This window comes from Yersinia alsatica (assembly GCF_902170305.1).
In the GTDB taxonomy this organism is placed as follows: Bacteria; Pseudomonadota; Gammaproteobacteria; order Enterobacterales; family Enterobacteriaceae; genus Yersinia; species Yersinia alsatica.
Genome location: NZ_CABHWW010000033.1, coordinates 178,989 through 202,280, shown reverse-complemented (window position 1 = coordinate 202,280; position 23,292 = coordinate 178,989). Strand labels below are relative to the sequence as shown.

The following is a 23,292-nucleotide window of genomic DNA, read 5'->3' as shown; positions in this document are numbered from 1 at the left end:
GCTAATCATAGCTCACCGTGCTTCCTTTGAGAATGCCGTTGTGTTTTCAGTGGCGGCTATCGCCCCCTGAAGCGGAATTGCTGCCAATGTCCAATTTTCGACTGCAAAACGTAATAATAACGGCAAATCAAGATCTTGCCAGCATTCTGGCAGTGGTTGACGTAAAAACTTTAATGCCTCGACCAAAATCGGCCGCGGATCGCCATTTGGCAGCGGCGGCGCATGGTTTTGCTTAGATAACTTATTGCCATCAGGGTTCAGCGCCAGTGGTAAATGCAAATAGCTGGGTACCGGTTGCTGTAATTGCTTATAGAGGGCTATCTGACGCACTGTTGGCTCAATCAAATCCGCCCCACGCACAATCTCGGTTACGCCTTGAAAAGCATCATCAACCACCACCGCCAGATTATAGGCAAACAACCCATCTCGCCTACGAATAATAAAATCTTCTTCTGCCAGTGCTGGTACGGCGTGCAACTCACCCAGTAATTTATCATAAAAGGAATAAACCGGTTGAGTCTGGCGTAAACGGATAGCCGCGCCATCTGCGGGTAAATGACGTTCGCGGCAAAAGCCGTCGTATAGCCCACCAATCTGTTGAATACGGCTGCGGGTACAGGTGCAGTAATAGCTCAGCCCTTGTTGCTTCAACCACTCTAAGGTAGCGCGATATGCTTCATGGCGCTGAGACTGGTAAATAACCGGGCCGTCCCAATGCAGGCCATAGTGCTCTAATGCAGTTAAAATGCGGGCGGCGGCGCCAGGAATTTCACGAGGAGGGTCAATATCTTCAATGCGAACTAACCAGCTCCCACCTTGAGCGCGGGCTTGCAGGTAACTTCCGAGTGCGGCAATCAGCGAACCAAAATGTAAATCACCAGAGGGTGATGGCGCAAAACGCCCGACATACTGGGTTGGCTTCAGAGCTGCTTGTTCAGTAATGAGTCGCTGAGTATTGATATCTTCAGGCATATAGGGAAAGGGAGGTTCAGCGTAATGAATACGGCACCAGAAATCACTCTGGCACCGTATTATTGCTGTATTAGCCTGCCATCTGCTTTTCGCGGATTTCGGCTAAGGTTTTACAGTCAATACACAAATCTGCTGTTGGTCGCGCTTCCAGACGGCGAATGCCAATCTCGACGCCACAAGAATCGCAGTAACCGAAATCGTCATCTTCGACTTTTTTCAGTGTTTTCTCGATCTTTTTAATCAGCTTACGCTCGCGGTCGCGGTTACGAAGTTCAAGACTAAACTCTTCTTCCTGCGCGGCACGGTCTACCGGATCGGGGAAATTAGCAGCTTCGTCTTGCATGTGCGATACAGTACGATCCACTTCATCCCTGAGCTGGTTGCGCCATGCTTCAAGAATCAGCTTGAAATGCGACAGCTGGGCGGCATTCATATACTCTTCGCCTGGCTTCTCTTGGTACGGTTCTACCCCAGCGATGGCGAGAATGCTCAAGGACGAGGTTTTACGTTTTTGCCCTTCTTGCATGATGCTTCTCCTACATTCATACGCACTATCGAAATCCCCAATACGGGGAAAAATCAGGCCGCTATAAATAACAGAAGGAAGGTAGGTTGGCAATTATTCCTGTCGCCTGCTTGACAATGCTGTGAAGGAAGGCGTATTTGGCGAGCGGCTTTACCCAATAGTTGCTTCTTTATTAAGCATTATGGATTGAGCGTTTCGTCCAGTAATAACGGTAAACGAGCATCCAGCGCGATACCGTCAGGCGATAGTTGAAAACCGTAGCAAATCACCTCCACTCCTGCTTGCTGAGCCTGGGCCAGCAATTCTGCATAGCGATTGTCAATGTGTCGGGCCGCAGCGACTTGCTTGATGCCCGTATGCAATACGGCAAAAAAAAGTACCGCCCGGTGACCGCTGGCAACCATGCTTTGTAACTCCCTGAGATGCTTCTGACCCCGCAGGGTGACGGCATCCGGGAAATACCCACACTGTTGCTGTAATAAGGTAACCGACTTGACTTCAATATAGCAGTTAGACCTATTTTCTGCCTGCAATAACAAGTCTATACGGCTGTTCTCGTCCCCATATTTAATCTCTCTTTTGACAGAAGTGTAACCAGATAATTCAACTATGTGGTTATTATCTATTGCAGAGCTGACTAACTCATTGGCACGTAAGGTATTTACGCATATCCAATCACCAGTTTGGGTCTGTGTTAACTCCCAACTATGAGGATACTTACGTTTCGGATTATCCGAGGTCGAATACCAGACCGTATCTCCTGGAGTTGCACAACCGGTCATGGCTCCAGTATTAGCGCAATGAATAGTTAATGTTTCTCCGGCGGGCGTCACAATATCAGCTAAAAAGCGTTTATACCGCAGGATAAGTGTGGCCGGTTGTAACCGGGGATTAAACGACAGTAATTGGGGATGAGAAAATGACTGTGGGCTAGACGCCATCGGATGTCCTTTCGCTGCTCACCAGTGGCCAGCTTTGCACAATGTTATAACGGGTACGCCCGCGCACCAATGCCGATTCATATAATGAAAAATGGCTTGCACGGAAGCTTTCGTTTGCGGTTTTAGCCGGTATCGCGACCGGGCGGGTAGCGCCACGTAGCAAGCTGACATGGGGATGAAAGGGCAGTGGTGATTGGTAACAACCGCTGCGTGCCGCCTGAGAGCGCAGTAGCTGAGCCAACTGCAGCAGACCGCGTGGCGGATTCTTACACCCGAGCCAGACCACACCGGAACCGGGCCAGTGGCCGATATCATCCAGTGTCACGTCAAAACCCGGCTGACTGATGCGCCCCGCTTGTTGCTGCAATACCTGAGCTTTGGTGGCACTGACCTCGCCGAGGAACGCCAGCGTCAGGTGAAGATTGGCCGCAGCAATAGGATGGCCAGCCTCTGGCGAGAAGTTATCTGCTCGCCATTGTACAATGCGCCGCTGCATGGTCTTCGGCAGTGTCAGAGCAAAGAACAGGCGGCGAGGACTCGCGGTCTTCAGCATGGTTTTGTTCACGATTGTTTTATCGACAGCATTAATCATCAGGTTGGCATAATCACTCGGCTAAATACGCTATACGGTCATGATGTTACAATGACCGATGATAAAAGTAGAGAGCATGGAGAAGAATGTGGGGGTGAGTCAGAGAGAAAGTGATGCGCAGATGGCCGCTTTGCCGGTAGGTGAAGTGCTTAGCGAGATATTGTCTGCGTTGCGCACCTCACCGCAAGTTTTGCTCCATGCCCCCACCGGGGCAGGGAAATCGACGTGGTTACCGCTGCAAATCCTGCAATGCAGTGAGTTTATTGATGGTCGCATTATCATGCTGGAACCACGGCGGCTGGCGGCAAAAAATGTGGCATACCGCTTGGCGCAACAATTGGGTGAACAACCCGGCCACACCGTGGGCTATCGCATGCGAGCCGAAAGTAAAAGCGGGCCGAATACCCGCCTGGAAGTGGTTACCGAAGGTATCTTGACACGCATGCTGCAACAGGATGCGGAGCTTACGGGAGTGTCTTTGGTTATTCTCGATGAGTTCCATGAGCGCAGTTTGCAGGCCGATTTAGCGCTGGCGCTGTTGCTGGATGTGCAACAAGGGCTGCGTGACGACCTCAAGCTGTTGATCATGTCCGCGACGTTGGATAATCAGCGCCTGTCTGCGCTATTACCCTCTGCACCGGCCATTGTTTCCGCTGGGCGCAGTTTTCCTGTGGAACGTAGCTATCAGCCGCTGTCTAGCCATGAGCGGTTAGAAGATGGAGTGGCTAACCGGGTTAAGCGCTTATTGAACGAGCAAACTGGCTCTTTGCTGCTATTTTTACCCGGCGTCGGGGAAATTCATCGTGTCATTGAGCGGTTGCAGGGCGAGGTCGCCAGTGATACTGACCTTTGCCCGCTGTACGGCGCTTTACCCCTCAGTGAACAGCAAAAAGCGATTCAGCCAGCCCCGGCAGGGCGACGCAAAGTGGTACTGGCGACCAATATTGCCGAAACCAGCCTGACTATCGAAGGGATCCGCTTGGTTGTTGATAGTGGTTTGGAACGGGTGGCGCGCTTTGATGTCAAAAACGGGCTGACCCGTTTGGTGACTCAGCGGATAAGTCAGGCTTCGATGGTGCAGCGCGCTGGACGTGCCGGGCGGCTAGAGCCGGGTATCTGCTGGCATCTGTTTGCCAAAGAGCAGGCTGAACGCGCGGCGGAATACAGTGAGCCAGAAATTCTTAATAGTGATTTATGCAGCTTGTGGCTGGATCTGCTGAACTGGGGATGTCAGGAGGCGAGCCAGCTCAGTTGGCTTGATCAACCGCCGCAGGCCGCACTTTCTGTCGCCAGTGATTTATTGCGGCGCTTGGGGGCTACCGACTCGAATGGTCAGCTCACTGCTACTGGGCGCACGATGGCAAATCTGGGGTGTGAGCCGCGTTTGGCCGCGATGCTCTGTTTTGCCGCTGGACAAAGCCCGGATGCACTGGCAACCGCGGCGCTGCTGGCCGCCATTCTGGAAGAACCTCCTCGCTCTGGTCAAATTGATTTACATCACTGGCTTAGCTGCCCACAGTCCCATTGGCAGCGGCGAGCAAGGCAATTGACGCAAAGAATTAATGCCCGTGTTGGAACTGTAGATAGCGATATCGCCGGCCAATTATTGGCGCTGGCATATCCTGACCGCATTGCGAGTGCGCGAGGACAGGATGGCCGCTATCTACTGGCTAACGGCATGGGGGCTGCAATGGCGCAAGACGAGGCGCTATCACGCACTCCCTGGTTAGTGGCTGCAAGCTTATTGCAAAGCAACAGCGGGCCGGATGCGCGCATTTTACTGGCACTGCCCATTGATGTTGAACAACTGGCGAAGCAATTGCCCCGTCTGGTTGAAGAACGGACGGTGGTGGAGTGGGATGAAGCAAAAGGCACATTGCGTGCCTGGCGGCGCTGGCAAATTGGGCGTTTGACCTTACGAGCCCAGCCGTTGGCCAAACCGAGTGATGAAGCATTGCAATCCGCCCTGCTAAACTGGGTGCGTGAGCAAGGGTTACAGGTGCTTAACTGGGATGAGAGTGCTGAACAGCTCCGTACCCGGCTGCACTGCGCCAGTCTTTGGCTATCTGAAGAGCAATGGCCGGCCGTCGATGACGACAGTTTACTGAGCCAGCTTGAGCAATGGCTGCTGCCGTCACTGTCTGGTGTGCGGGATTTGCGCCGATTACGGCAAGTGAATCTCTCGGAAGCGCTGACTCGCTTATTGAGTTGGCAGTTACGTCAACGGCTGGATACTGAGCTGCCAACTCATTACACTGTGCCGACCGGTAGCCGTCTGCCAATCCGTTACTATGTCGACCGGCCCCCGGTGTTGGCGGTGCGTTTGCAGGAAGTTTTTGGCGAACAGCATAGCCCGATGCTGGCGAGTGGGCGGGTCGCGGTGGTGCTTGAACTGCTTTCTCCGGCCCATCGACCACTACAGATTACCGGCGATTTAGCCGCTTTCTGGCAGGGAGCCTATCGCGAGGTGCAAAAAGAGATGAAAGGGCGCTATCCCAAACATGTTTGGCCAGATGACCCTGCCAATACTCGGCCCACTCGCAGAACCAAGAAGTATCAGGATAAGTGATACACAGGGCTAAGAGCCCATAATTTCAGATGTTTCCCCTTTCTATTTGGTTAATTGGGGGACACATTAAGCCGCAATAATCGCCAATGCGCGTGGAGAGAAATACATGTCTGGGGATGACCGCGAGCCAATAGGGCGCAAGGGCAAGAAAGCCCAACCCAAAGCTGCACCAAAACGGCCATTGCGCCGGCGGCGTGATGAAGATGAATACGAAGAAGAAGATTATTTGGATGACGAAGACCACGACGATGATGACTATGACGACGAGGAAGAACCGATGCCAAGAAAGGTAGCATCACGTCCGCCCCGCAAAAAACGCCGTTGGCTTGGCTTATTTATCAAACTGTTCCTGGTTGGCGCGGTGGTATTGGCTATTTATGGCGTTTACCTCGACTCGCAAATCCGCAGCCGTATTGATGGCAAGGTCTGGCAACTGCCTGCTGCCGTATATGGCCGTATGGTTAGCCTTGAACCGGGGATGTCCTACAGCAAAAAAGAGATGATCGATTTGCTGGAAGGGATGCAATACCGTCAGGTTACACGGATGACTCGCCCTGGTGAGTTCACTGTGCAGGGCGATAGCATTGATATCTTGCGCCGCCCATTTGATTTCCCTGATGCTAAAGAGGGTCAGATCCGTGCGCGTTTGATCTTTAAAGATGATCGTCTGGCACGGATCCAAAATCTGGATAATCAACGTGATTTTGGCTTCCTGCGCCTCGATCCTAAGCTGATTACCATGTTGCAATCACCGAATGGTGAGCAGCGCCTGTTTGTGCCGCGCGCTGGTTTCCCTGATTTGCTGGTCGATACCTTGCTAGCGACGGAAGACCGCCATTTTTACGAGCATGACGGTATCAGCCCCTATTCTATTGGCCGCGCCGTCGTTGCCAACCTGACTGCCGGTAAAGCAGTGCAGGGGGGCAGTACACTGACTCAACAGTTAGTCAAAAACCTGTTCCTGACTAACGAGCGCTCACTGTGGCGTAAACTTAACGAAGCCTACATGGCGCTGTTGGTGGATTACCGCTACAGCAAAGATCGCATTTTGGAACTGTACCTGAACGAAGTGTATCTCGGGCAGAGTGGCAGTGATCAAATTCGTGGTTTCCCGTTGGCAAGCTTGTATTACTTTGGTCGTCCGGTGAATGAACTGAGCCTTGACCAGCAAGCCATGCTGGTGGGGATGGTGAAAGGGGCGTCGCTGTATAACCCGTGGCGTAACCCGACACTGGCGCTTGAACGGCGTAATCTGGTGCTGCGTTTGTTGCAGAATCAGGGGGTCATTGACGGCGAACTCTATACCATGCTGAGCGCCCGCCCACTAGGGGTGCAGCCGAAAGGCGGGGTTATCACGCCTCAGCCTGCGTTTATGCAGATGGTACGTCAGGAACTACAGCAGAAGTTGGGTGACAAGATTAATGACTTGTCCGGGGTGAAAATTTTCACCACGCTAGACCCGGTTTCACAAGATGCGGCAGAAAAAGCCATCGAAGATGGGATTCCGGCACTGAAGGCTGCTCGTCATCTGGATGATTTGGAAGCGGCGATGGTGATTGTTGACCGCTTTAGTGGCGAAGTTCGTGCCATGGTTGGCGGTGCTCAGCCACAATTTGCCGGGTTTAACCGTGCCATGCAAGCACGCCGCTTGGTGGGGTCACTGGCCAAGCCGCCAACTTATTTGACCGCCTTGAGCGAGCCAGATAAATATCGCCTCAATACTTGGCTGTCGGACCAACCGCTGTCGATTAAATTGCCCAACGGCTCAACATGGCAGCCGAAAAACTATGATCGTCAGTTCCGTGGACAGGTGATGTTAGTCGATGCTTTGGCGAACTCTTTGAACGTGCCAACCGTCAATCTGGGCATGTCCGTTGGGTTGGATCAAATCAGCGCTATGTTACAACGTCTGGGTATCCCGAAAGCGGTGATTAATCCGGTTCCGGCCATGTTACTGGGGGCAATTGACCTGACGCCGATTGAAGTGGCGCAGGAATATCAGACTATCGCCAGTGGCGGAAATCGTGCGCCATTATCCGCTGTGCGCTCGGTGATTGCTGAAGATGGCACGGTGCTGTATCAAAGCTTCCCACAGGCGGAGAGAATGGTCCCGGCACAAGCGGCTTATCTGACTCTGTATGCCATGCAACAAGGGGTGGCGCGTGGGACATCGCGTTCATTGTCAGTGAAATTCTCTAAATACAATCTGGCGGCGAAAACCGGTACCACCAACGACCTGCGTGATAGCTGGTTTGCCGGTATTGACGGCAAGGAGGTCGCGATTGCTTGGGTTGGCCGTGACAACAATGGCCCGGCCAAATTGACCGGGGCTAACGGGGCACTGACTTTGTATCGCCGTTATCTTGAGAATCAAACACCATTGCCGCTGGTATTGCAGCCCCCAGAGGGGATCAGCCAGATGAGTATTGATTCGGCAGGGAACTTTGTCTGTGGCGACGGGAGCGGCATGCGTTCGATTCCGGTTTGGACTGAGAACCCGCAAGGGTTGTGTCAGGCCGCTCAGCCAGCGCAGCAAGCCAAACCTGACGGCGACGGTGTTGCGGGTTGGATCAAAGATATGTTCGGTCAGTAATCATGTTCTGGGGATGGGCACCGTTATCGTGCCCATCCTCATCCTCATTCAAATATGTTCGTCTGCTTTACCCTTCCACGGCCTTTCCCCCTTGAAGTCATCAGGCTTAGCGCTTGCAGTTCGCCGTAGGTTACGCATAAACTACTTGCTTTGATAATTATTATCGTTTCGATTCACTTTCTCGTTATTTATCGATAACGTTTGGGTTGCAATAACTAAGGCATCCGTTAACAACTATGTTAGTTAACAACTGCCTTAGTGAAATGGCACCCATTAAATTTAAATCGCAGGGCACCATCTTGGACCAACAGGCAAGCCAATCCAGCATATTTACACTCCGTGAGCTGAGTTTCTCGGTTCCTGGCCGAACCTTATTACAGCCACTGTCACTCACCTTCCCACAGGGGAAAGTCTGTGGGCTTATCGGTCACAATGGTTCTGGTAAATCGACACTATTAAAAATGCTGGGCCGCCATCAGCCACCCTCCAGTGGAGAGGCGTTGCTCAATGATGTGCCATTGGCCCTGTGGGACAGCAAGGTTTTTGCCCGTGAAGTGGCTTATTTACCTCAGCAATTACCGGCGGCAGAGGGGATGACGGTGCGCGAATTGGTGGCAATAGGCCGCTATCCGTGGCATGGCGCATTAGGTCGTTTTCGTCAGAAAGATCGTGAACAAGTGGAAGAGGCGATTGCGCTGGTGGATCTAAAACCACTGGCAAATCGGTTGGTAGATAGTTTATCTGGTGGCGAGCGCCAACGCGCCTGGCTAGCAATGATGGTTGCGCAAAATAGCCGCTGTCTGCTGCTCGATGAACCAACTTCGGCACTGGATATTGCTCATCAGGTTGAAGTGTTGGGGCTGATTCAGCGCCTCAGTCATGAGCGCGGTCTGACCGTCATTGCGGTATTACACGATATCAACATGGCAGCCCGCTACTGTGACTATTTGGTGGCATTGCGTGGCGGCGAGATGATAGCGCAAGGCCCAGCGGACAGTCTGATGCAATCCTCCGTGTTGGAACAAATTTACGGCATTCCGATGGGAATATTACCGCACCCGGCCGGTGGTGCGCCGGTAAGTTTCGTTTATTAATGAAAGCCTATTTACCTATGGAACAGCCCCATTTGACAGCACCGGACCACACCCGGCGCAGACTGCTCGCCGCATTGGCATTATCACCATTACTCTATTCATTGCCGGGGTGGGCGTTGACCCCTCCTAAAGTTGATAGCCACCGAGTGGTAGCACTGGAGTGGATGCCCGCTGAGCTTCTGCTGGCTCTGGGAGTCACTCCCTATGGTGTGTCGGATATACATACTTACCGTTTATGGGTGGAAGAGCCAGAACTGCCGGCTAGTGTCATTGATGTTGGGTTGCGCACCGAACCCAATTTAGAATTGCTCCAGCAAATGGCACCGTCCTTGATCCTGATGTCCGAAGGTTTCGGCCCCTCGCCAGAAAAACTCGCGCCTATCGCACCTTCAATGAGTTTTTCCTTCAATAAAGCGGGCAGTTCACCGCTGGCGACAGGCAAAGAATCATTGCGTGCATTGGGGCAGCGACTGGGGTTAGAAGCCACGGCAGAACAGCATATCAGCGATTTTAACCACTTTATGCAAGCCGCTCGGCAGCGCCTGTTTGATGATGGAAAAACATCATTGTTGATGTTTTCTCTATTGGATACTCGCCATGCCTTGATTATTGGTCAAGGTAGCTTGTTCCAAGATGTATTAAACGAATTGAATATCAAAAATGCCTGGCAAGGTGAAACCAATCTTTGGGGCAGCACCGTGGTGGGTATTGAACGTTTAGCGACTATAAAACCGACTAGAGCAATTTGCTTTGTTCATGGTAATAGTGAAATGTTACAGCAGGTTAGCAATACGCCATTGTGGCAATCTATGTCGTTTGTTCGCCAAAACCAATTACAGATACTGCCCGCGGCCTGGTTCTATGGCGCGACATTATCGGCCATGCGATTTGTACGCCTCTTGGAGTCGGTTTGGGGTAAAACTTCATGATGGCCATGAACTTACGTAAAAGCTGGTGTATGCCTGCCAGCTTACTTGTCTTACTGTTGATTATTGCCGTGGCGCTGACACTGCATAATTTGAATCAGGTATTGCCAGCCGCGCTTTGGGGCATAGCTTTATGGCAACCCGACAGCGACGATGTGCACCAAATGCTATTTCATTACAGCCAACTTCCCCGCTTGGTAGTAGCACTGCTTACCGGTGCGGGATTAGGGCTGGTGGGCGTTTTGTTCCAGCAAGTATTACGTAACCCACTGGCCGAACCGGCGACTCTGGGTGTGGCTGCTGGGGCTCAGCTTGGCCTGACTGTTGCCACGTTGTGGATGTTGCCCGGCGGTGAACTAACCCGCCAACTGGCCGCTATGGCTGGCGGCATTACTATTGGCGTGCTGGTATTTGGTGTGGCTTGGGGCAAACGCATGTCGCCAGTCACGCTGATTTTGGCGGGGCTGGTGCTCGGGCTTTACTGTAGTGCGGTCAGTAATCTGCTAGCGCTATTTAATTATGACCAACTGCAAGGGCTGTTCCTGTGGAGCAGTGGTGCACTGAATCAGCAGGATTGGAGTACGGTGCAGTTTTTGTTGCCTCGGTTACTGATAACTGGCGTTTTGGCGGCATTATTGATTCGCCCACTCACTTTGTTGGGGCTGGATGATGGTGTTGCCCGCAATCTGGGATTAGGGCTGTCATTGGCACGATTGAGTGCTTTGGGGCTGGCTATTATCTTCAGCGCCATGTTGGTTAATGCTGTGGGTGTGATTGGCTTTATTGGTCTGTTCGCTCCGCTATTGGCGAAAATTTTAGGTGCCAGACGGCTATCGCAGCGCTTGATTTTGGCCCCACTCTTGGGCGCGTTGCTGCTATGGGTTACGGATCAAAGCATCCTCTGGCTGGCACAAGTTTGGCAAGAGATCCCGACTGGCGCGGCAACAGCACTGATTGGTGCACCGCTATTGCTATGGCTATTGCCGCGCTTACATAGCGCGACCGCACCGAGCATGGATTTTGGCGACAATGTCCCGGCTGAGCGGCATCATTTGGCATGGTGGGTGAGTGGCGGTCTGCTGTTACTGCTGGCCGGGTTAACGCTGGCGCTGATGTTTGGTCGCGACAGCCAAGGCTGGAGCTGGATTTCTGGTGATGATGTTCAGGCACTATTACATTGGCGCTGGCCGCGGGTATTGGCAGCATTAGCAGCCGGTATGATGCTGGCGGTGGCAGGGACATTAATCCAAAAACTGACGGGCAACCCAATGGCTAGCCCTGAAGTGCTGGGTATCAGCTCCGGGGCTTCTTTCGGTGTCGTGATCATGATGTTTATCGTGCCCGGCAATGCGCTGGTATGGTTGTTGCCCGCCGGGAGCCTAGGGGCCGCGGCGACCTTACTCCTAATTTTGGTGGTTGCCGGACGGGGCGGGTTCTCTCCTGGCAGAATGTTATTGGCGGGGATCGCGCTGAGCACCGCCTTTACCACTGTCATTACCATGTTGCTGGCCAGTGGCGATCCTCGGATGCGCGGCCTGCTGGCATGGATTTCAGGTTCTACCTATGGCGTTGATGGCCCACAGGCATTGAGTACCGGAGTCATCGCCTTGGTGCTGATGGCACTGGCGCCACTGTGCCGCCGCTGGCTAATGATTTTACCGTTGGGCAGTGTGACAGCGAGGGCATTAGGTGTGGCACTGGCCCCCAGCCGGTTGGCTATCTTGCTGTTGGCCGCCACAATGACCGCAGCAGCTACGTTGACGGTGGGGCCGTTAAGCTTTGTCGGATTGATGGCTCCACATATGGCTCGTATGCTGGGTTTCCGCCGCGCCATCCCGCAACTGTTTATCGCCGCTATTTTAGGTGGTTTGCTCATGGTCTTCGCCGATTGGTGTGGCCGGATGCTGCTATTCCCGAATCAGATCCCTGCCGGGTTGTTAGCCACCTTCATTGGCGCACCCTATTTTGTTTATTTATTGCGTAAACAGGGGCGATAACCGCGTATTACTGACAAACACCTGTTCCTGTGGGGCAGGTGTTTGGTTTTTTATTATAACTATTTAAATAGACACATATAAAATTATGATATTTAAAATATTAAATGTCTAATTATAGGTTTTTATTTATTAAACTTAGTGCCACTTTAATAAAGTGTATTGTATGCCCACTCCTATATGATAATGTAAAAACAACCAGCAGAGTCTCTGTTGATTGTTTCTGACGTTAATTATAATCTAACTTAATCTGGCTGTTATCTACTTAGTGTTGTGGCTTATCCATCTGTTTTATATACCTTATTTTAAAATAACCTGCCAATTAGTTAATGATTATTATATTAGAGGGATATAATATGACTGAAATAAATTATGAAGGACATAATCATAGAATTCATCATGTTGATAGAAAAGGTATTGTTAAAGCTGTATTAATCTATAGCTTATTACTTTTAATCCTTAGTATATTACTTAAGGCTGATATATTAACTGACTCTTTAGCTATGTTTTCAAATGTTATTCAACCGGTAATTAATAGCATAATAAATTATTGCCCAATTGAAGTGGAAATTCCAACTATTCCGCTAGGGCCAGGTTGGAATGGTAGTGATAGTAATTCGTCACAATATATTGATATACCTGAATTACTTAATAAGATTAATCGATAGTAAATCTAATCGGTACTATTTTAGAAAACATGATTTTATTTTTAACCATCTCCCTGATTGAGGAGATGGTTAACATATTGATTGATATTACAGTTGAGCGAAGCACCGACGAGCGGCATCTACCGTCTTCTGAATATCTTCTTTGCTGTGTGCAACTGACATAAAACCGGCTTCAAAAGCAGAAGGAGCTAGATAAACACCTTCTTTCAGCATCAGGTGGAAGAAGCGCTTGAAACGTTCAACATCGCAATTCATTACATCCTGATAGCAGGTCACCGTCTCGGCATCAGTAAAGAATATGCCAAACATCCCACCAACATGATTAACCACCAGCGGAATGTTCTCGGCTTTTGCGGCATGTAGCAGACCAGTAGCCAGTGAGTCGGTCAACTCTGTTAGGGTCTCATGGATGCCGACCTGAGCCACCTCAGTCAGACAGGCAAAACCCGCAGCCATTGCGATTGGGTTACCAGACAATGTTCCCGCCTGATAAACCGGGCCTGTTGGTGCTAATGCATCCATCACATCACGACGGCCACCGAACGCGCCGACTGGCATACCGCCACCGATGATTTTACCCAGACAGGTTAGGTCAGGGACAACATCGTAATAATCTTGCGCCCCGGCTAATGCTACCCGGAAACCGGTCATGACCTCATCAATGATCAGCAGTGCACCAAATTCATCACACAGTGCACGCAGGCCTGGCAGGAACTCCGGCAATGGGGGGACGCAATTCATGTTGCCAGCGACAGGTTCGACAATAATACAGGCGACTTCTTGTGGATATTGCTCAAAGGCTTCGCGTACCGAGGCAAGGTCGTTATAGGTGCAGGTCAATGTGTGTTTGGCAAAATCGGCTGGCACCCCTGGTGAGTTTGGTTGACCGAGGGTTAGGGCACCGGAACCGGCTTTAACCAGCAGACAATCTGCATGGCCATGATAGCAGCCTTCAAACTTGATAATTTTATCGCGACCAGTGAAACCGCGAGCCAGACGAATAGCGCTCATGGTCGCCTCGGTACCGGAGTTAACCATCCGCACCATATCCATGGTTGGCACTAAATTCGTGACCAACTCAGCCATTTTGACTTCCATTTCGGTTGGTGCGCCAAAGCTTAGGCCGCGCTCGACAGCTTCAATTACCGCCTGACGAATTGCCGGGTGATTGTGGCCTAAGACCATTGGCCCCCAAGAGCCAACATAATCAATATAGGCTTTACCATCCACATCAAACAGATAAGCGCCATCAGCACGTTCAATAAATAATGGGACGCCACCAACACCGGTGAATGCACGCACCGGAGAGTTAACCCCACCTGGGATCAACTGTTTTGCCTGGGCATACAGACTTTCGGATTTACTCATAAACGGGCTCCTGAATTGGGCTTGGCGACATTCGTGTTGGTAACATCAGCCTTGGCAATAAACACTTTACTCAGCCATAACATTTTTACTGAGTAATAAACAATGCGGCTTATTCTAAAGAACTGGCGGCGGTTATCAAATGATTGGGTGTATTTAACTGCAAGCTTGCGCGGCGTGCCGCAAATCGGAGTTATGGTCGTTTGCAGCGACAGATCGTTTTGTCGACGTTTAAGCGGGCACAATGTGGACGTGTAAGCTAGAATCAGTCCATCGCTCATTTGTATTACTTATTGTTTAACTGGTAAGCATATAAACTATGACTGATTCAAAGCAAAATATATCCTCTCAAAACATTCCTGAACTTAAACGTGGCCGCTTTATTAATGCATTGGTAAACCGTGACAAAACACCCTTAGTGATTCTTATCATGGCGGCTCTCGTCGGCGTAGTGACGGGCTTGCTAGGCGTTGGATTTGATCGCGGAGTGGATTGGATTACGCAACAAAGGCTGGCAACACTGGCTAAGGTGGCGGATGTTGCCATTTTTGTTTGGCCACTGGCTTTTATTATGTCGGCGCTGCTGGCAATGGTCGGATATTTTTTGGTACGCCGTTTTGCTCCAGAAGCCGGTGGCTCGGGGATACCGGAAATTGAGGGGGCAATGGAAGAGATGCGCCCGGTTCGCTGGTGGCGGGTGATTCCGGTTAAGTTTATTGGCGGGCTGGGTACGTTAGGGGCTGGCATGGTGTTAGGCCGCGAAGGACCGATGGTGCAAATGGGGGGTAACAGCGGGCGAATGATTGTCGATATTTTCCGTTTACGCAGCCCCGAAGCGCGTCACTCATTGTTGGCAACGGGTGCCGCTGCCGGTCTGTCCGCCGCTTTTAATGCTCCGCTAGCCGGAATATTGTTCGTCATTGAAGAGATGCGATCGCAGTTCCGCTACAGCCTGGTATCTATCAAAGCGGTATTTGTCGGGGTTATTACCTCGACCATTGTTTATCGTTATTTTAATGGTGAACGTGCGGTTATTGATGTGGGTAAGCTCAGTGATGTCCCGCTGAATACCCTATGGCTCTATTTGTTGCTGGGTATTATTTTCGGTGCTGTTGGCGTGATATTCAATGCGCTGATCTTTCGCACACAAGATATGTTTATGCGTTTTCACGGTGGTGATTGGCGCAAGCTGGTATTGATCGGCGGCCTGTTGGGGGGAATGTGTGGTTTATTGGCACTGATTCATGGTGATGCTGTAGGCGGTGGTTTTGCATTAATCCCAATTGCGGTGGCGGGTAATTTTGGTATTGGCATGCTGCTGTTCATTTTTATTGCCAGGGTGATAACGACTTTACTGTGCTTTGGCTCTGGTGCGCCGGGGGGGATATTTGCCCCGATGCTGGCTCTAGGTACCATTCTGGGTACCGCGTTTGGTTTATCCTGCGCGCATTTTTTCCCAGAATACCATATTGATGCTGGCACTTTCGCCATTGCCGGAATGGGGGCATTATTTGCCGCTTCGGTACGTGCCCCTCTAACAGGAATCGTGCTGGTGCTGGAGATGACTGATAATTATCAGCTTATTTTACCGATGATTGTGACCTGTCTGGGAGCAACACTGTTAGCGCAGTTTATGGGCGGCCAGCCCTTGTATTCAGCTATTTTAGCCCGCACATTACAAAGACAAGAGCAGGCAGCAGCAGAGACAGCGGCACAACAAGCCGTGGTTGAAAGTCCCCCTCAAACAGGTAGATAATATATAACATTGGCCAGCAATACTTGAATGAAATACTCAGGTATTAGATAATTGATATACAGGCCCGTTATCTTTTTCAAGTTTATTGGGTACAGATCAGGCTGCCATTGTAGTAACCTGCAACTCGAACACCGGTTGGGAGTAATGAGTATGAGCGACGAAACAGTACTGCCCCTGCAGTTTACCGAGGCGGCGGCAAAAAAAGTTAAACTGCTGATTTCTGATGAGGAAAATCCAAATCTGAAGCTGCGGGTTTACATTACCGGTGGCGGATGCAGCGGGTTCCAATACGGCTTTACCTTTGATGATCAAATCAACGATGGTGATATGACCATTGAAAAACAAGGTGTTGAACTGGTCGTTGACCCAATGAGCCTACAATATCTGGTCGGCGGCGCCGTAGATTACACTGAAGGATTAGAAGGTTCGCGTTTTATCGTGACGAATCCGAATGCGAAGAGTACCTGTGGGTGCGGTTCTTCTTTCAGTATCTAATTTACCCTTCGTCCTTGGCGCAATAACGGTGTTAGCTGCGCCTACTGACCCGAGTCACTAACAGGTTTAGCCGTGCTCTTATATCAATGAGTTCGGAGCGAATTTTCTGCCAAGTATTCGATAAAAAAAACCGCAACTCTCAAAGCTGCGGTTTTTTTACATCTAATTTTTACCATTCTACAGTAATCAATTGCACCCTTGGATTGGCACTGGTTTTGCCAAGTAACGAACCATCAGAGGCAATAAAGGAATGGCTGACTCTAGGTTCTGTAATCAATCCATTCCCTCTATTACATTGTATTTGTGGATAATCTCTTTTCGAGTCATTATCCAGGTATTCATTTTGATTCGGAGATTGCACCTGACAAGCTGGCACGATAGTCAGGTTTAAATCTATTGTGCCGCTTAGCCCCTGAGCCAGCGACGGACAGGCAAACAATGCCAGCCAAAAATAAAACATTAAATATTTCATAATTATCAATAAAATGTATAACAGCGGTGTCCCACTTAGTCAGCTAAATGGGGATATCCTGCTTACTTGACGCCACAGCGTTGTTAGCTGCATTCACTCGCCCGAATCACTTACTTGAGTAAGCTCATCGGGACTCATTTATTTGCTGCATAGCTGTAACGTCAATTAATTTGGATAATATCCTGCTTACTTGACGCCACATCGTTGTTAGTTGCACTCACTTGCCTGAATCTCTAACTTGAGTAAGCTCATCGGGAGTCATTCATTTGCTGCTTAGCTGTACTTATCGGCTAAATTTTTAAAAAATTGAAGATTTATTGCGTTAATTGTAGTGAATAGTTAACTACTGTGCCTCTCGTTATAGAAACGGTAGGCACGGGGTATCACGACGGTTTATGAATTGTACGCAAATTAATCCACTCAGAGAATGCTCAATTTCTTGCGGTACTTTAATGCTCTATCTCAAACGTCGGCAGTTTTAAGCGCCAGCGAATCGCAGCCAGCCTAATACCTAAGGTTATTACCATACCCAGCATCATTGCTTGCTGTAATGGCATCCCAAAAGTATAAAATGCCGTTGCATGGACTATGCCACCAATGATACAGGCGGTGGCGTAAATTTCAGTACGCAGGATCATTGGGATCTCACGAGCTAAAACATCGCGGATAATCCCACCGCCGACACCGGTTATCACCCCCATACAGATAGCCACCAGCGGGCTGGCTCCGGCGGCAAAGGCTTTATTGACCCCGATCCCCACGAATACCGCCAGACCAATGGCATCCAGCACTGGCAGGATCCATTTAGGTGTTCGTCGTGGTTGGCGTACCAGCAAAATCGTTGCCAGACAGGTTACCATCGCAACAACCAGATCAGTGGGATCTTTCACCCAAAACACGGGGCCATTGGCTAAGGCCATGTCGCGTATCGTGCCCCCGCCGACGGCTGTCACCACACCCAAAACCAGCACGCCAAAAGGGTCCATACGCAACTTCCCCGCCAATAACACCCCGGAGATAGCAAATACCGCAGTACCTAAAATATCCAGCCAATAGACCAGCATTAATGTGACTCCGCCACAGGAGATGGGAGGCTGGCCATTTGCTGGCACAGCTGCTTCGCGGCGAGCAGAATACGTGGGCCGGCGCGATTAAACCAGTCCTCATTAAGTGCTATCACAGGGACTGCAAGTTGGGGCCGCCAGAAAGCGTTAATGTTCTCGGTCTGAGACTCATCGCCACTGACAACAATAACCTGTGGTTTGCGGATGATCACTTGTTCACGGCTGACCTGCGGCCAAGGAACCCGGCTATTGGCAAAAATATTTTCACCGCCGCACAGCGAGATGACCTCACTCTGCAACGTATGACCTGAACTGGTAAACAGTGGTTGCGTACCAAATTGCAGGAAAATCCGTAATGGCTGACTGCGAGCATGACGGGAACGTAACTCTGCAACCTGTTGGCGCAATTGCTCTGCGGCCTGATGTGCTTGCTCAGGGTGAGAGCTGTATTGGGCCAGTTTATCCAGATCATCTGCAATCTGATCAATATTAACCGGATCGGAATAGAAGATCGGAATTCCAAAAGAAGCCAGTTGCTCCAGCGGGCGCTGCGGATTGCCACCTCGCCAGGCGAGGATCAAATCAGGCTTTAATGCCAGAATTCGTTCTACATTTACCCCTTGCCAGGAAGCCACATGTTCAAGCTTTTTAGCGGCTTCTGGGTAGTCTGAGTAAGCGCTTACTGCAATCAGTTTATCGCCCAGCCCAGCGGCATAGGCTAATTCTGTGGTACTGGGTGATAAACTGATAATCCGCTCCACAGCCATAGCGCGTGACATAAACGCACTCAGCATCAATAGGCCAAGCGACAATATTATTGCAGCTTGAGGCCTAATGATTGCTGTTCGTGGCTGGGAGAAAAAACTAAGCCACACCATTAACCGCGCTGCGCCAACTGGGTTAACATTGCTTCGATCATCAGCGTCGACTGCTTAGCCGCGACAACCAAGAACTCCTCAAAGCTGAGATGAGACTCTTGGTCAGCCACATCTGAAATGGCGCGCACGACAACGAAAGGAGTTTTGAATAGATGGCAAACATGGCCAATCGCTGCTGCTTCCATTTCAACAGCGGCAACTGTCGGGAAAGTTTCACGGATGCGAGCCAAAGGAGCTGCACCATTAATGAAGGCATCACCGCTACAAATCAGGCCGCGTACGGCATTTAAATTCAACTGGCCGATGCAAGTCTCTGCCAAGGCAATCAGGTCAGCATCAGCAACGAAAGCGGGTGGGCAACCAGCCATTTGACCTGGTTCATAGCCAAAAGCAGTGACATCGGCATCGTGATAACGAACTTCAGTAGAAATCACGATATCGCCAACTTTCAAGTTAGAGGCTAAACCACCTGCAGAGCCGGTATTGATAACAACATCTGGTTGGCAGTGTTCAAGCAGCAGAGTGGTGCCCATGGCCGCAGAGACTTTACCAATACCGGATTTCAGCAAAGCGACGTCCACACCATTGAGTTGCCCGGTGTAAATCTCACAACCTGCCCGAGCGATGGTTTGGCGATTTTCAATTTTGCCACGCAGTAACGTGACTTCTTCTTCCATTGCACCAATAATGCCTACTTTCATGTGGGTACCCGCCTAGTTAAGGAGTGGATTAATCTGTCATTAGCACTCAACAGTTTATCAGGTAAGTGAGACTGTCGGGTAGTTTGCCAAAGATAATGCGTAATCCGCCGCAGTTCGCACGTAATCAATTGCATCTTCCGCTGATAGTGGGTATCACTATTTATCCCTTCCGTACTAGCCGTAACACCAATGATTTGGGGATGTACTTAAATACTCAGGGGGAAAGATGTCTGGGATCGACTTTAAGCAAAAAATCAGTTTTCAGCGGCCATTTGGTAAATCCAGTTCGGCTGAAGATGAATATGATATTACCCGGGTATTTGAGAGTGACCGTGGGCGGATTGTAAATTCTGCCGCTATTCGGCGTTTACAGCAAAAAACCCAAGTATTCCCATTAGAGCGGAATGCTGCGGTGCGCAGCCGGTTAACCCATTCATTGGAAGTACAGCAAGTTGGCCGCTATATCGCCAAAGAAATATTAAATAGATTTAAGCAGGATAAAAAAATCACCGCCTATGGGTTAGATAAACTGCTTGATCCTTTTGAAAGTATTGTAGAAATGGCGTGCCTGATGCATGACATCGGTAACCCACCTTTCGGCCATTTTGGTGAGTCAGCCATTAATAATTGGTTTAGCAAGCAGATGGATCCCAATGGTGGTGGTGCTGAGCCACGCGGCAAGGATCTTTGTCAGGTCAATACGTTAAAATTGCGAGAAGGGGAAACCGGGCTCAATATCCTGCGCAGCAAAATCCGCCATGACCTGAGCCAGTTTGAAGGAAATGCCCAAGCCATTCGCCTAGTTTATAGTTTATTAAAATTGAATCTGACCTATGCACAGGTCGGTTGTATTCTTAAATATACTAAGCCAGCTTATTGGTCAGGTGATATTCCGGCCTCTCATCACTATCTGATGAAGAAGCCGGGCTTTTATCTTGCAGAAGAAGAGTATGTTAAAGATTTACGCCGCGAGCTCAATATGGGGGAGTTTAATCGCTTTCCTCTGACATATATTATGGAAGCTGCGGATGATATTTCTTATTGCATTGCAGACTTGGAAGATGCGGTTGAAAAAAATATTTTCAGTGTCGAACAACTTTATGACCATATGATGCAAGAGTGGGGCGATGTTGCCCATGGTGATTTGTTTGATAAAGTTGTTGGCGGTGCATTTCGTCAATTAGGGCGAGGGCAAGGTCGGCGTAGTTCAGAAGATCAGTTCTTTATGTATTTACGCGTCAATACGGTGGGGAAATTGGTTCCTCATGCAGCGCAGCGGTTTATTGAGAACCTACCTGAGGTATTTTCAGGTTCGTTTAATCAGGCATTATTAGAAGATTCCAGTCCGGCGTGTAAATTACTGCAAATTTTTAAAAAGGTAGCTGTAAAACACGTATTTAATTACCCAGAAGTGGAACAGCTTGAATTACAAGGATATAGGGTAATTAGTGGGCTACTGGATATCTATAGCCCTCTACTGGCTATGCCACAAGCCGCATTTACGCAATTGGTGGCGGAAGATAGTCATCGTCAGTATCCGATAGAGACTCGGTTGTTCCATAAATTGTCGACTAAACATCGCTTGGCTTATGCTGAATCAGCGGAGCGGCTAGGAAAATTACCGCCAGAACAACATGAGATATATGAATATTATTATCGCGCTCGCTTAATTCAGGATTATATCAGTGGCATGACAGACCTTTATGCTTACGATGAATATCGGCGTTTGATGGCTGCGGAATAGTATGCAAGAAAATTGAGCTGTCGGTTTAATTAACTATAGCTATCATCTTAAAAATTGCAGGGGCGCTGGTAGTAATCGTTCTCGCGAATCACTGACGTGGGTATATAGATTTGTAAAGACGGACAATATTTTTTACTTTTCCAATTATTGGTTATCTGAACTTCATCCCCCATATTTAATCTTACTATGCAAGACGACTATATCCTTCTTGCTTGAAGTTGCTGTGAAACTTGCTGTTTGCATTCACCCGAATCACTAAGATGAGTTAGATAATCGGGATTTGTATGCAATACCAGCGGCAATGCCAATTCATTTGGGATAAGTCTGTTATATACCATTTATTGATTCATTATTATTTGTATAGCGAGAGCCTGAATACATGAAAAAAACAACTTTAGTGTTAAGTGCATTGGCATTGAGCATCGGTTTAGCCATGGGGCCGGTTTCTTCTGCCATTTCGGCAGAGACAGCCTCTTCTAGCAGCCAGCAGCTCCCTAGCCTGGCGCCGATGCTAGAGAAGGTAATGCCTTCGGTTGTGAGTATCAATGTGGAGGGGAGCACCCAGGTAAGCAATGCGGGTGCTAACGGTATCCCACCACAATTCCAGCAGTTCTTTGGCGATGATTCGCCGTTCTGCCAAGACGGTTCACCGTTCCAGGCTTCACCAATGTGTCAAGGTGGGCCAGGTAGCAAAGGTGGCGCGCCAAGTAAGCAGGATTTCCGTGCGCTGGGCTCGGGTGTAATTATTGATGCCGCCAAGGGTTATGTCGTTACCAATAACCACGTGGTTGATAATGCGACCAAAATCAACGTCAAACTGAGTGATGGCCGCAGCTATGAAGCGAAAGTCATTGGTAAAGACCCGCGCACTGATATTGCGCTGTTGCAGTTGAAAGACTTTAAAAACCTGACAGCAATTAAGATTGCTGATTCTGATCAATTGCGTGTGGGTGATTATACCGTGGCTATCGGTAACCCATATGGTCTGGGTGAAACCGTTACGTCCGGTATTGTCTCTGCTTTGGGCCGTAGTGGCTTGAATGTAGAAAACTACGAAAACTTTATCCAGACTGACGCGGCCATTAACCGTGGTAACTCAGGTGGGGCATTGATCAATCTGAATGGTGAATTGATCGGCATTAACACCGCGATCCTGGCACCAGACGGCGGTAACATCGGCATCGGTTTTGCTATCCCAAGTAACATGGTGAAAAACCTGACCTCTCAGATGGTTGAGTTTGGTCAAGTGAAACGCGGTGAGCTGGGGATCATGGGCACAGAGCTGAACTCTGAGCTGGCGAAAGCCATGAACGTAGATGCACAGAAAGGTGCCTTTATCAGTCAGGTCCTGCCAAAATCTGCTGCTGCTAAAGCAGGTGTCAAAGCGGGTGACGTGATTGTCAGCATGAATGGCAAAGCTATCAACAGCTTCGCTGGCTTCCGTGCTGAGATTGGTACTCTGCCTGTAGGGACTAAAATGACCTTGGGCCTGCTGCGTGACGGTAAACCTGTCAATGTAGAAGTGACATTGGAGCAGAGCAGCCAGACTCAGGTTGATTCCGGTAATCTCTACACCGGCATCGAAGGTGCTGAACTGAGCAATTCTGATGTTAATGGTAAGAAAGGTGTGAAAGTAGATAGCGTGAAAGCGGGCACAGCTGCTGCACGCATCGGCTTGAAAAAAGGCGATATCATCATGGGTATTAACCAGCAACCGGTTCAGAATCTGGGTGAGCTGCGTAAAATCCTTGATTCCAAACCATCAGTATTGGCGCTGAATATTCAGCGTGGTGATACCACACTGTACTTACTGATGCAGTAATCGCTATTAATGTAGTCTCGGGTATTTGTACATTAACAGTATGAATACCCTAACAGCATGAAGACCATAAAAAGGGCACAGTCGATTATCGCTGTGCCCTTTTCATTTCTGTTGCCGCGC

The 23,292-nt window shown here is 49.6% G+C and carries 20 protein-coding genes; 10 read left to right on the top strand and 10 right to left on the bottom strand.

The features are described from left to right. Positions 1-12: 12 nt before the first annotated feature. The 4 genes from gluQRS to thpR form a co-directional block, all read right to left on the bottom strand. Entirely contained in the window at positions 13-972 is a 960-nt protein-coding gene (gene gluQRS / locus FTA96_RS20065) for a tRNA glutamyl-Q(34) synthetase GluQRS (RefSeq protein WP_145507440.1), read from the bottom strand. 70 nt (positions 973-1,042) lie between these two features. Continuing rightward, positions 1,043-1,498: an RNA polymerase-binding protein DksA gene (gene dksA, locus FTA96_RS20060; RefSeq protein WP_050106514.1), complete on the bottom strand. Its 456-nt coding sequence runs from the start codon at positions 1,496-1,498 to the stop codon at positions 1,043-1,045. A gap of 179 nt (positions 1,499-1,677) precedes the next feature. Then, on the bottom strand, positions 1,678-2,439 hold the full coding sequence (gene sfsA, locus FTA96_RS20055) for a DNA/RNA nuclease SfsA (RefSeq protein ID WP_050106513.1): 762 nt from the start codon (positions 2,437-2,439) through the stop codon (positions 1,678-1,680). Then, the gene (thpR, locus tag FTA96_RS20050) at positions 2,429-3,031 is read right to left on the bottom strand and encodes an RNA 2',3'-cyclic phosphodiesterase (RefSeq protein ID WP_145535054.1); all 603 of its coding nucleotides are present in this window, start codon (positions 3,029-3,031) and stop codon (positions 2,429-2,431) included. Before thpR ends, sfsA begins: the two co-directional genes overlap by 11 nt. A gap of 76 nt (positions 3,032-3,107) precedes the next feature. Here thpR and hrpB point away from each other — a divergent pair, with 76 nt between their 5' ends. The 6 genes from hrpB to FTA96_RS20020 all read left to right on the top strand — a co-directional run bounded on the left by hrpB (position 3,108) and on the right by FTA96_RS20020 (position 12,875). Then, a complete protein-coding gene (gene hrpB, locus FTA96_RS20045) occupies positions 3,108-5,600 on the top strand; it encodes an ATP-dependent helicase HrpB (RefSeq protein WP_145574719.1) in 2,493 nt (830 codons plus the stop codon). A 106-nt stretch (positions 5,601-5,706) separates the two neighbouring features. Further along, a complete protein-coding gene (gene mrcB / locus FTA96_RS20040) occupies positions 5,707-8,193 on the top strand; it encodes a bifunctional glycosyl transferase/transpeptidase (RefSeq protein WP_145574715.1) in 2,487 nt (828 codons plus the stop codon). A gap of 299 nt (positions 8,194-8,492) precedes the next feature. After that, positions 8,493-9,287: a Fe3+-hydroxamate ABC transporter ATP-binding protein FhuC gene (fhuC, locus tag FTA96_RS20035; protein WP_145574712.1), complete on the top strand. Its 795-nt coding sequence runs from the start codon at positions 8,493-8,495 to the stop codon at positions 9,285-9,287. Continuing rightward, positions 9,287-10,216: a Fe(3+)-hydroxamate ABC transporter substrate-binding protein FhuD gene (gene fhuD, locus FTA96_RS20030; RefSeq protein WP_145574709.1), complete on the top strand. Its 930-nt coding sequence runs from the start codon at positions 9,287-9,289 to the stop codon at positions 10,214-10,216. The genes fhuC and fhuD overlap by 1 nt, the downstream gene beginning before the upstream one ends. Further along, positions 10,213-12,210, top strand: coding sequence for a Fe(3+)-hydroxamate ABC transporter permease FhuB (fhuB, locus tag FTA96_RS20025; RefSeq protein WP_145542240.1), 1,998 nt, complete (start codon positions 10,213-10,215; stop codon positions 12,208-12,210). The genes fhuD and fhuB overlap by 4 nt, the downstream gene beginning before the upstream one ends. A 353-nt stretch (positions 12,211-12,563) precedes the next feature. Beyond that, on the top strand, positions 12,564-12,875 hold the full coding sequence (locus tag FTA96_RS20020; RefSeq protein WP_186371262.1) for an E492 group microcin: 312 nt from the start codon (positions 12,564-12,566) through the stop codon (positions 12,873-12,875). Between the two features lie 87 nt (positions 12,876-12,962). Here FTA96_RS20020 and hemL read toward each other — a convergent pair whose 3' ends face one another. Both hemL and FTA96_RS23345 read right to left on the bottom strand, forming a co-directional pair. After that, positions 12,963-14,243: a glutamate-1-semialdehyde 2,1-aminomutase gene (gene hemL, locus FTA96_RS20015; protein WP_050133200.1), complete on the bottom strand. Its 1,281-nt coding sequence runs from the start codon at positions 14,241-14,243 to the stop codon at positions 12,963-12,965. Further along, entirely contained in the window at positions 14,240-14,521 is a 282-nt protein-coding gene (locus FTA96_RS23345; RefSeq protein ID WP_050133198.1) for a hypothetical protein, read from the bottom strand. The genes hemL and FTA96_RS23345 overlap by 4 nt, the downstream gene beginning before the upstream one ends. 38 nt (positions 14,522-14,559) lie before the next feature. On the opposite strand from FTA96_RS23345, the gene clcA reads away from it, so the two are divergent. Together clcA and erpA are read left to right on the top strand one after the other, a co-directional pair. Next, positions 14,560-15,996, top strand: coding sequence for a H(+)/Cl(-) exchange transporter ClcA (gene clcA, locus FTA96_RS20010; protein WP_050133196.1), 1,437 nt, complete (start codon positions 14,560-14,562; stop codon positions 15,994-15,996). A 150-nt stretch (positions 15,997-16,146) separates the two neighbouring features. Continuing rightward, complete coding sequence (gene erpA / locus FTA96_RS20005; protein ID WP_004706254.1) at positions 16,147-16,491, top strand: iron-sulfur cluster insertion protein ErpA; 345 nt, start codon at positions 16,147-16,149, stop codon at positions 16,489-16,491. A gap of 169 nt (positions 16,492-16,660) precedes the next feature. Here the strand turns inward: erpA and FTA96_RS20000 are convergent, their stop codons facing one another. The 4 genes from FTA96_RS20000 to mtnN all read right to left on the bottom strand — a co-directional run bounded on the left by FTA96_RS20000 (position 16,661) and on the right by mtnN (position 19,606). Beyond that, positions 16,661-16,951 (bottom strand): hypothetical protein, encoded by a 291-nt coding sequence (locus FTA96_RS20000; protein ID WP_145574706.1) that lies wholly within the window; start codon positions 16,949-16,951, stop codon positions 16,661-16,663. Positions 16,952-17,412: 461 nt separating this feature from the next. Further along, a complete protein-coding gene (locus tag FTA96_RS19995) occupies positions 17,413-18,027 on the bottom strand; it encodes a TRIC cation channel family protein (RefSeq protein ID WP_019211026.1) in 615 nt (204 codons plus the stop codon). Continuing rightward, on the bottom strand, positions 18,027-18,821 hold the full coding sequence (btuF, locus tag FTA96_RS19990) for a vitamin B12 ABC transporter substrate-binding protein BtuF (protein WP_145574703.1): 795 nt from the start codon (positions 18,819-18,821) through the stop codon (positions 18,027-18,029). Before btuF ends, FTA96_RS19995 begins: the two co-directional genes overlap by 1 nt. An 83-nt stretch (positions 18,822-18,904) precedes the next feature. Then, on the bottom strand, positions 18,905-19,606 hold the full coding sequence (gene mtnN / locus FTA96_RS19985; protein ID WP_050106504.1) for a 5'-methylthioadenosine/S-adenosylhomocysteine nucleosidase: 702 nt from the start codon (positions 19,604-19,606) through the stop codon (positions 18,905-18,907). A 226-nt stretch (positions 19,607-19,832) separates the two neighbouring features. Between mtnN and dgt the strand changes: the two genes are divergently transcribed. After that, the gene (dgt, locus tag FTA96_RS19980; protein WP_050106503.1) at positions 19,833-21,350 is read left to right on the top strand and encodes a dGTPase; all 1,518 of its coding nucleotides are present in this window, start codon (positions 19,833-19,835) and stop codon (positions 21,348-21,350) included. A 379-nt stretch (positions 21,351-21,729) separates the two neighbouring features. Next, a complete protein-coding gene (gene degP, locus FTA96_RS19975) occupies positions 21,730-23,172 on the top strand; it encodes a serine endoprotease DegP (RefSeq protein ID WP_050121510.1) in 1,443 nt (480 codons plus the stop codon). Positions 23,173-23,292 lie beyond the last annotated feature (120 nt).

Coding starts and splice junctions, on each gene's coding strand:
- gluQRS (WP_145507440.1), bottom strand. CDS start 972: ATGCCTGAAGATATCAATACTCAGCGACTCATTACTGAACAAGCAGCT.
- dksA (WP_050106514.1), bottom strand. CDS start 1,498: ATGCAAGAAGGGCAAAAACGTAAAACCTCGTCCTTGAGCATTCTCGCC.
- sfsA (WP_050106513.1), bottom strand. CDS start 2,439: ATGGCGTCTAGCCCACAGTCATTTTCTCATCCCCAATTACTGTCGTTT.
- thpR (WP_145535054.1), bottom strand. CDS start 3,031: ATGATTAATGCTGTCGATAAAACAATCGTGAACAAAACCATGCTGAAG.
- hrpB (WP_145574719.1), top strand. CDS start 3,108: ATGGAGAAGAATGTGGGGGTGAGTCAGAGAGAAAGTGATGCGCAGATG.
- mrcB (WP_145574715.1), top strand. CDS start 5,707: ATGTCTGGGGATGACCGCGAGCCAATAGGGCGCAAGGGCAAGAAAGCC.
- fhuD (WP_145574709.1), top strand. CDS start 9,287: ATGAAAGCCTATTTACCTATGGAACAGCCCCATTTGACAGCACCGGAC.
- fhuB (WP_145542240.1), top strand. CDS start 10,213: ATGATGGCCATGAACTTACGTAAAAGCTGGTGTATGCCTGCCAGCTTA.
- FTA96_RS20020 (WP_186371262.1), top strand. CDS start 12,564: ATGACTGAAATAAATTATGAAGGACATAATCATAGAATTCATCATGTT.
- hemL (WP_050133200.1), bottom strand. CDS start 14,243: ATGAGTAAATCCGAAAGTCTGTATGCCCAGGCAAAACAGTTGATCCCA.
- FTA96_RS23345 (WP_050133198.1), bottom strand. CDS start 14,521: ATGAGCGATGGACTGATTCTAGCTTACACGTCCACATTGTGCCCGCTT.
- clcA (WP_050133196.1), top strand. CDS start 14,560: ATGACTGATTCAAAGCAAAATATATCCTCTCAAAACATTCCTGAACTT.
- erpA (WP_004706254.1), top strand. CDS start 16,147: ATGAGCGACGAAACAGTACTGCCCCTGCAGTTTACCGAGGCGGCGGCA.
- FTA96_RS20000 (WP_145574706.1), bottom strand. CDS start 16,951: ATGTTTTATTTTTGGCTGGCATTGTTTGCCTGTCCGTCGCTGGCTCAG.
- FTA96_RS19995 (WP_019211026.1), bottom strand. CDS start 18,027: ATGCTGGTCTATTGGCTGGATATTTTAGGTACTGCGGTATTTGCTATC.
- btuF (WP_145574703.1), bottom strand. CDS start 18,821: ATGCTGAGTGCGTTTATGTCACGCGCTATGGCTGTGGAGCGGATTATC.
- mtnN (WP_050106504.1), bottom strand. CDS start 19,606: ATGAAAGTAGGCATTATTGGTGCAATGGAAGAAGAAGTCACGTTACTG.
- dgt (WP_050106503.1), top strand. CDS start 19,833: ATGTCTGGGATCGACTTTAAGCAAAAAATCAGTTTTCAGCGGCCATTT.
- degP (WP_050121510.1), top strand. CDS start 21,730: ATGAAAAAAACAACTTTAGTGTTAAGTGCATTGGCATTGAGCATCGGT.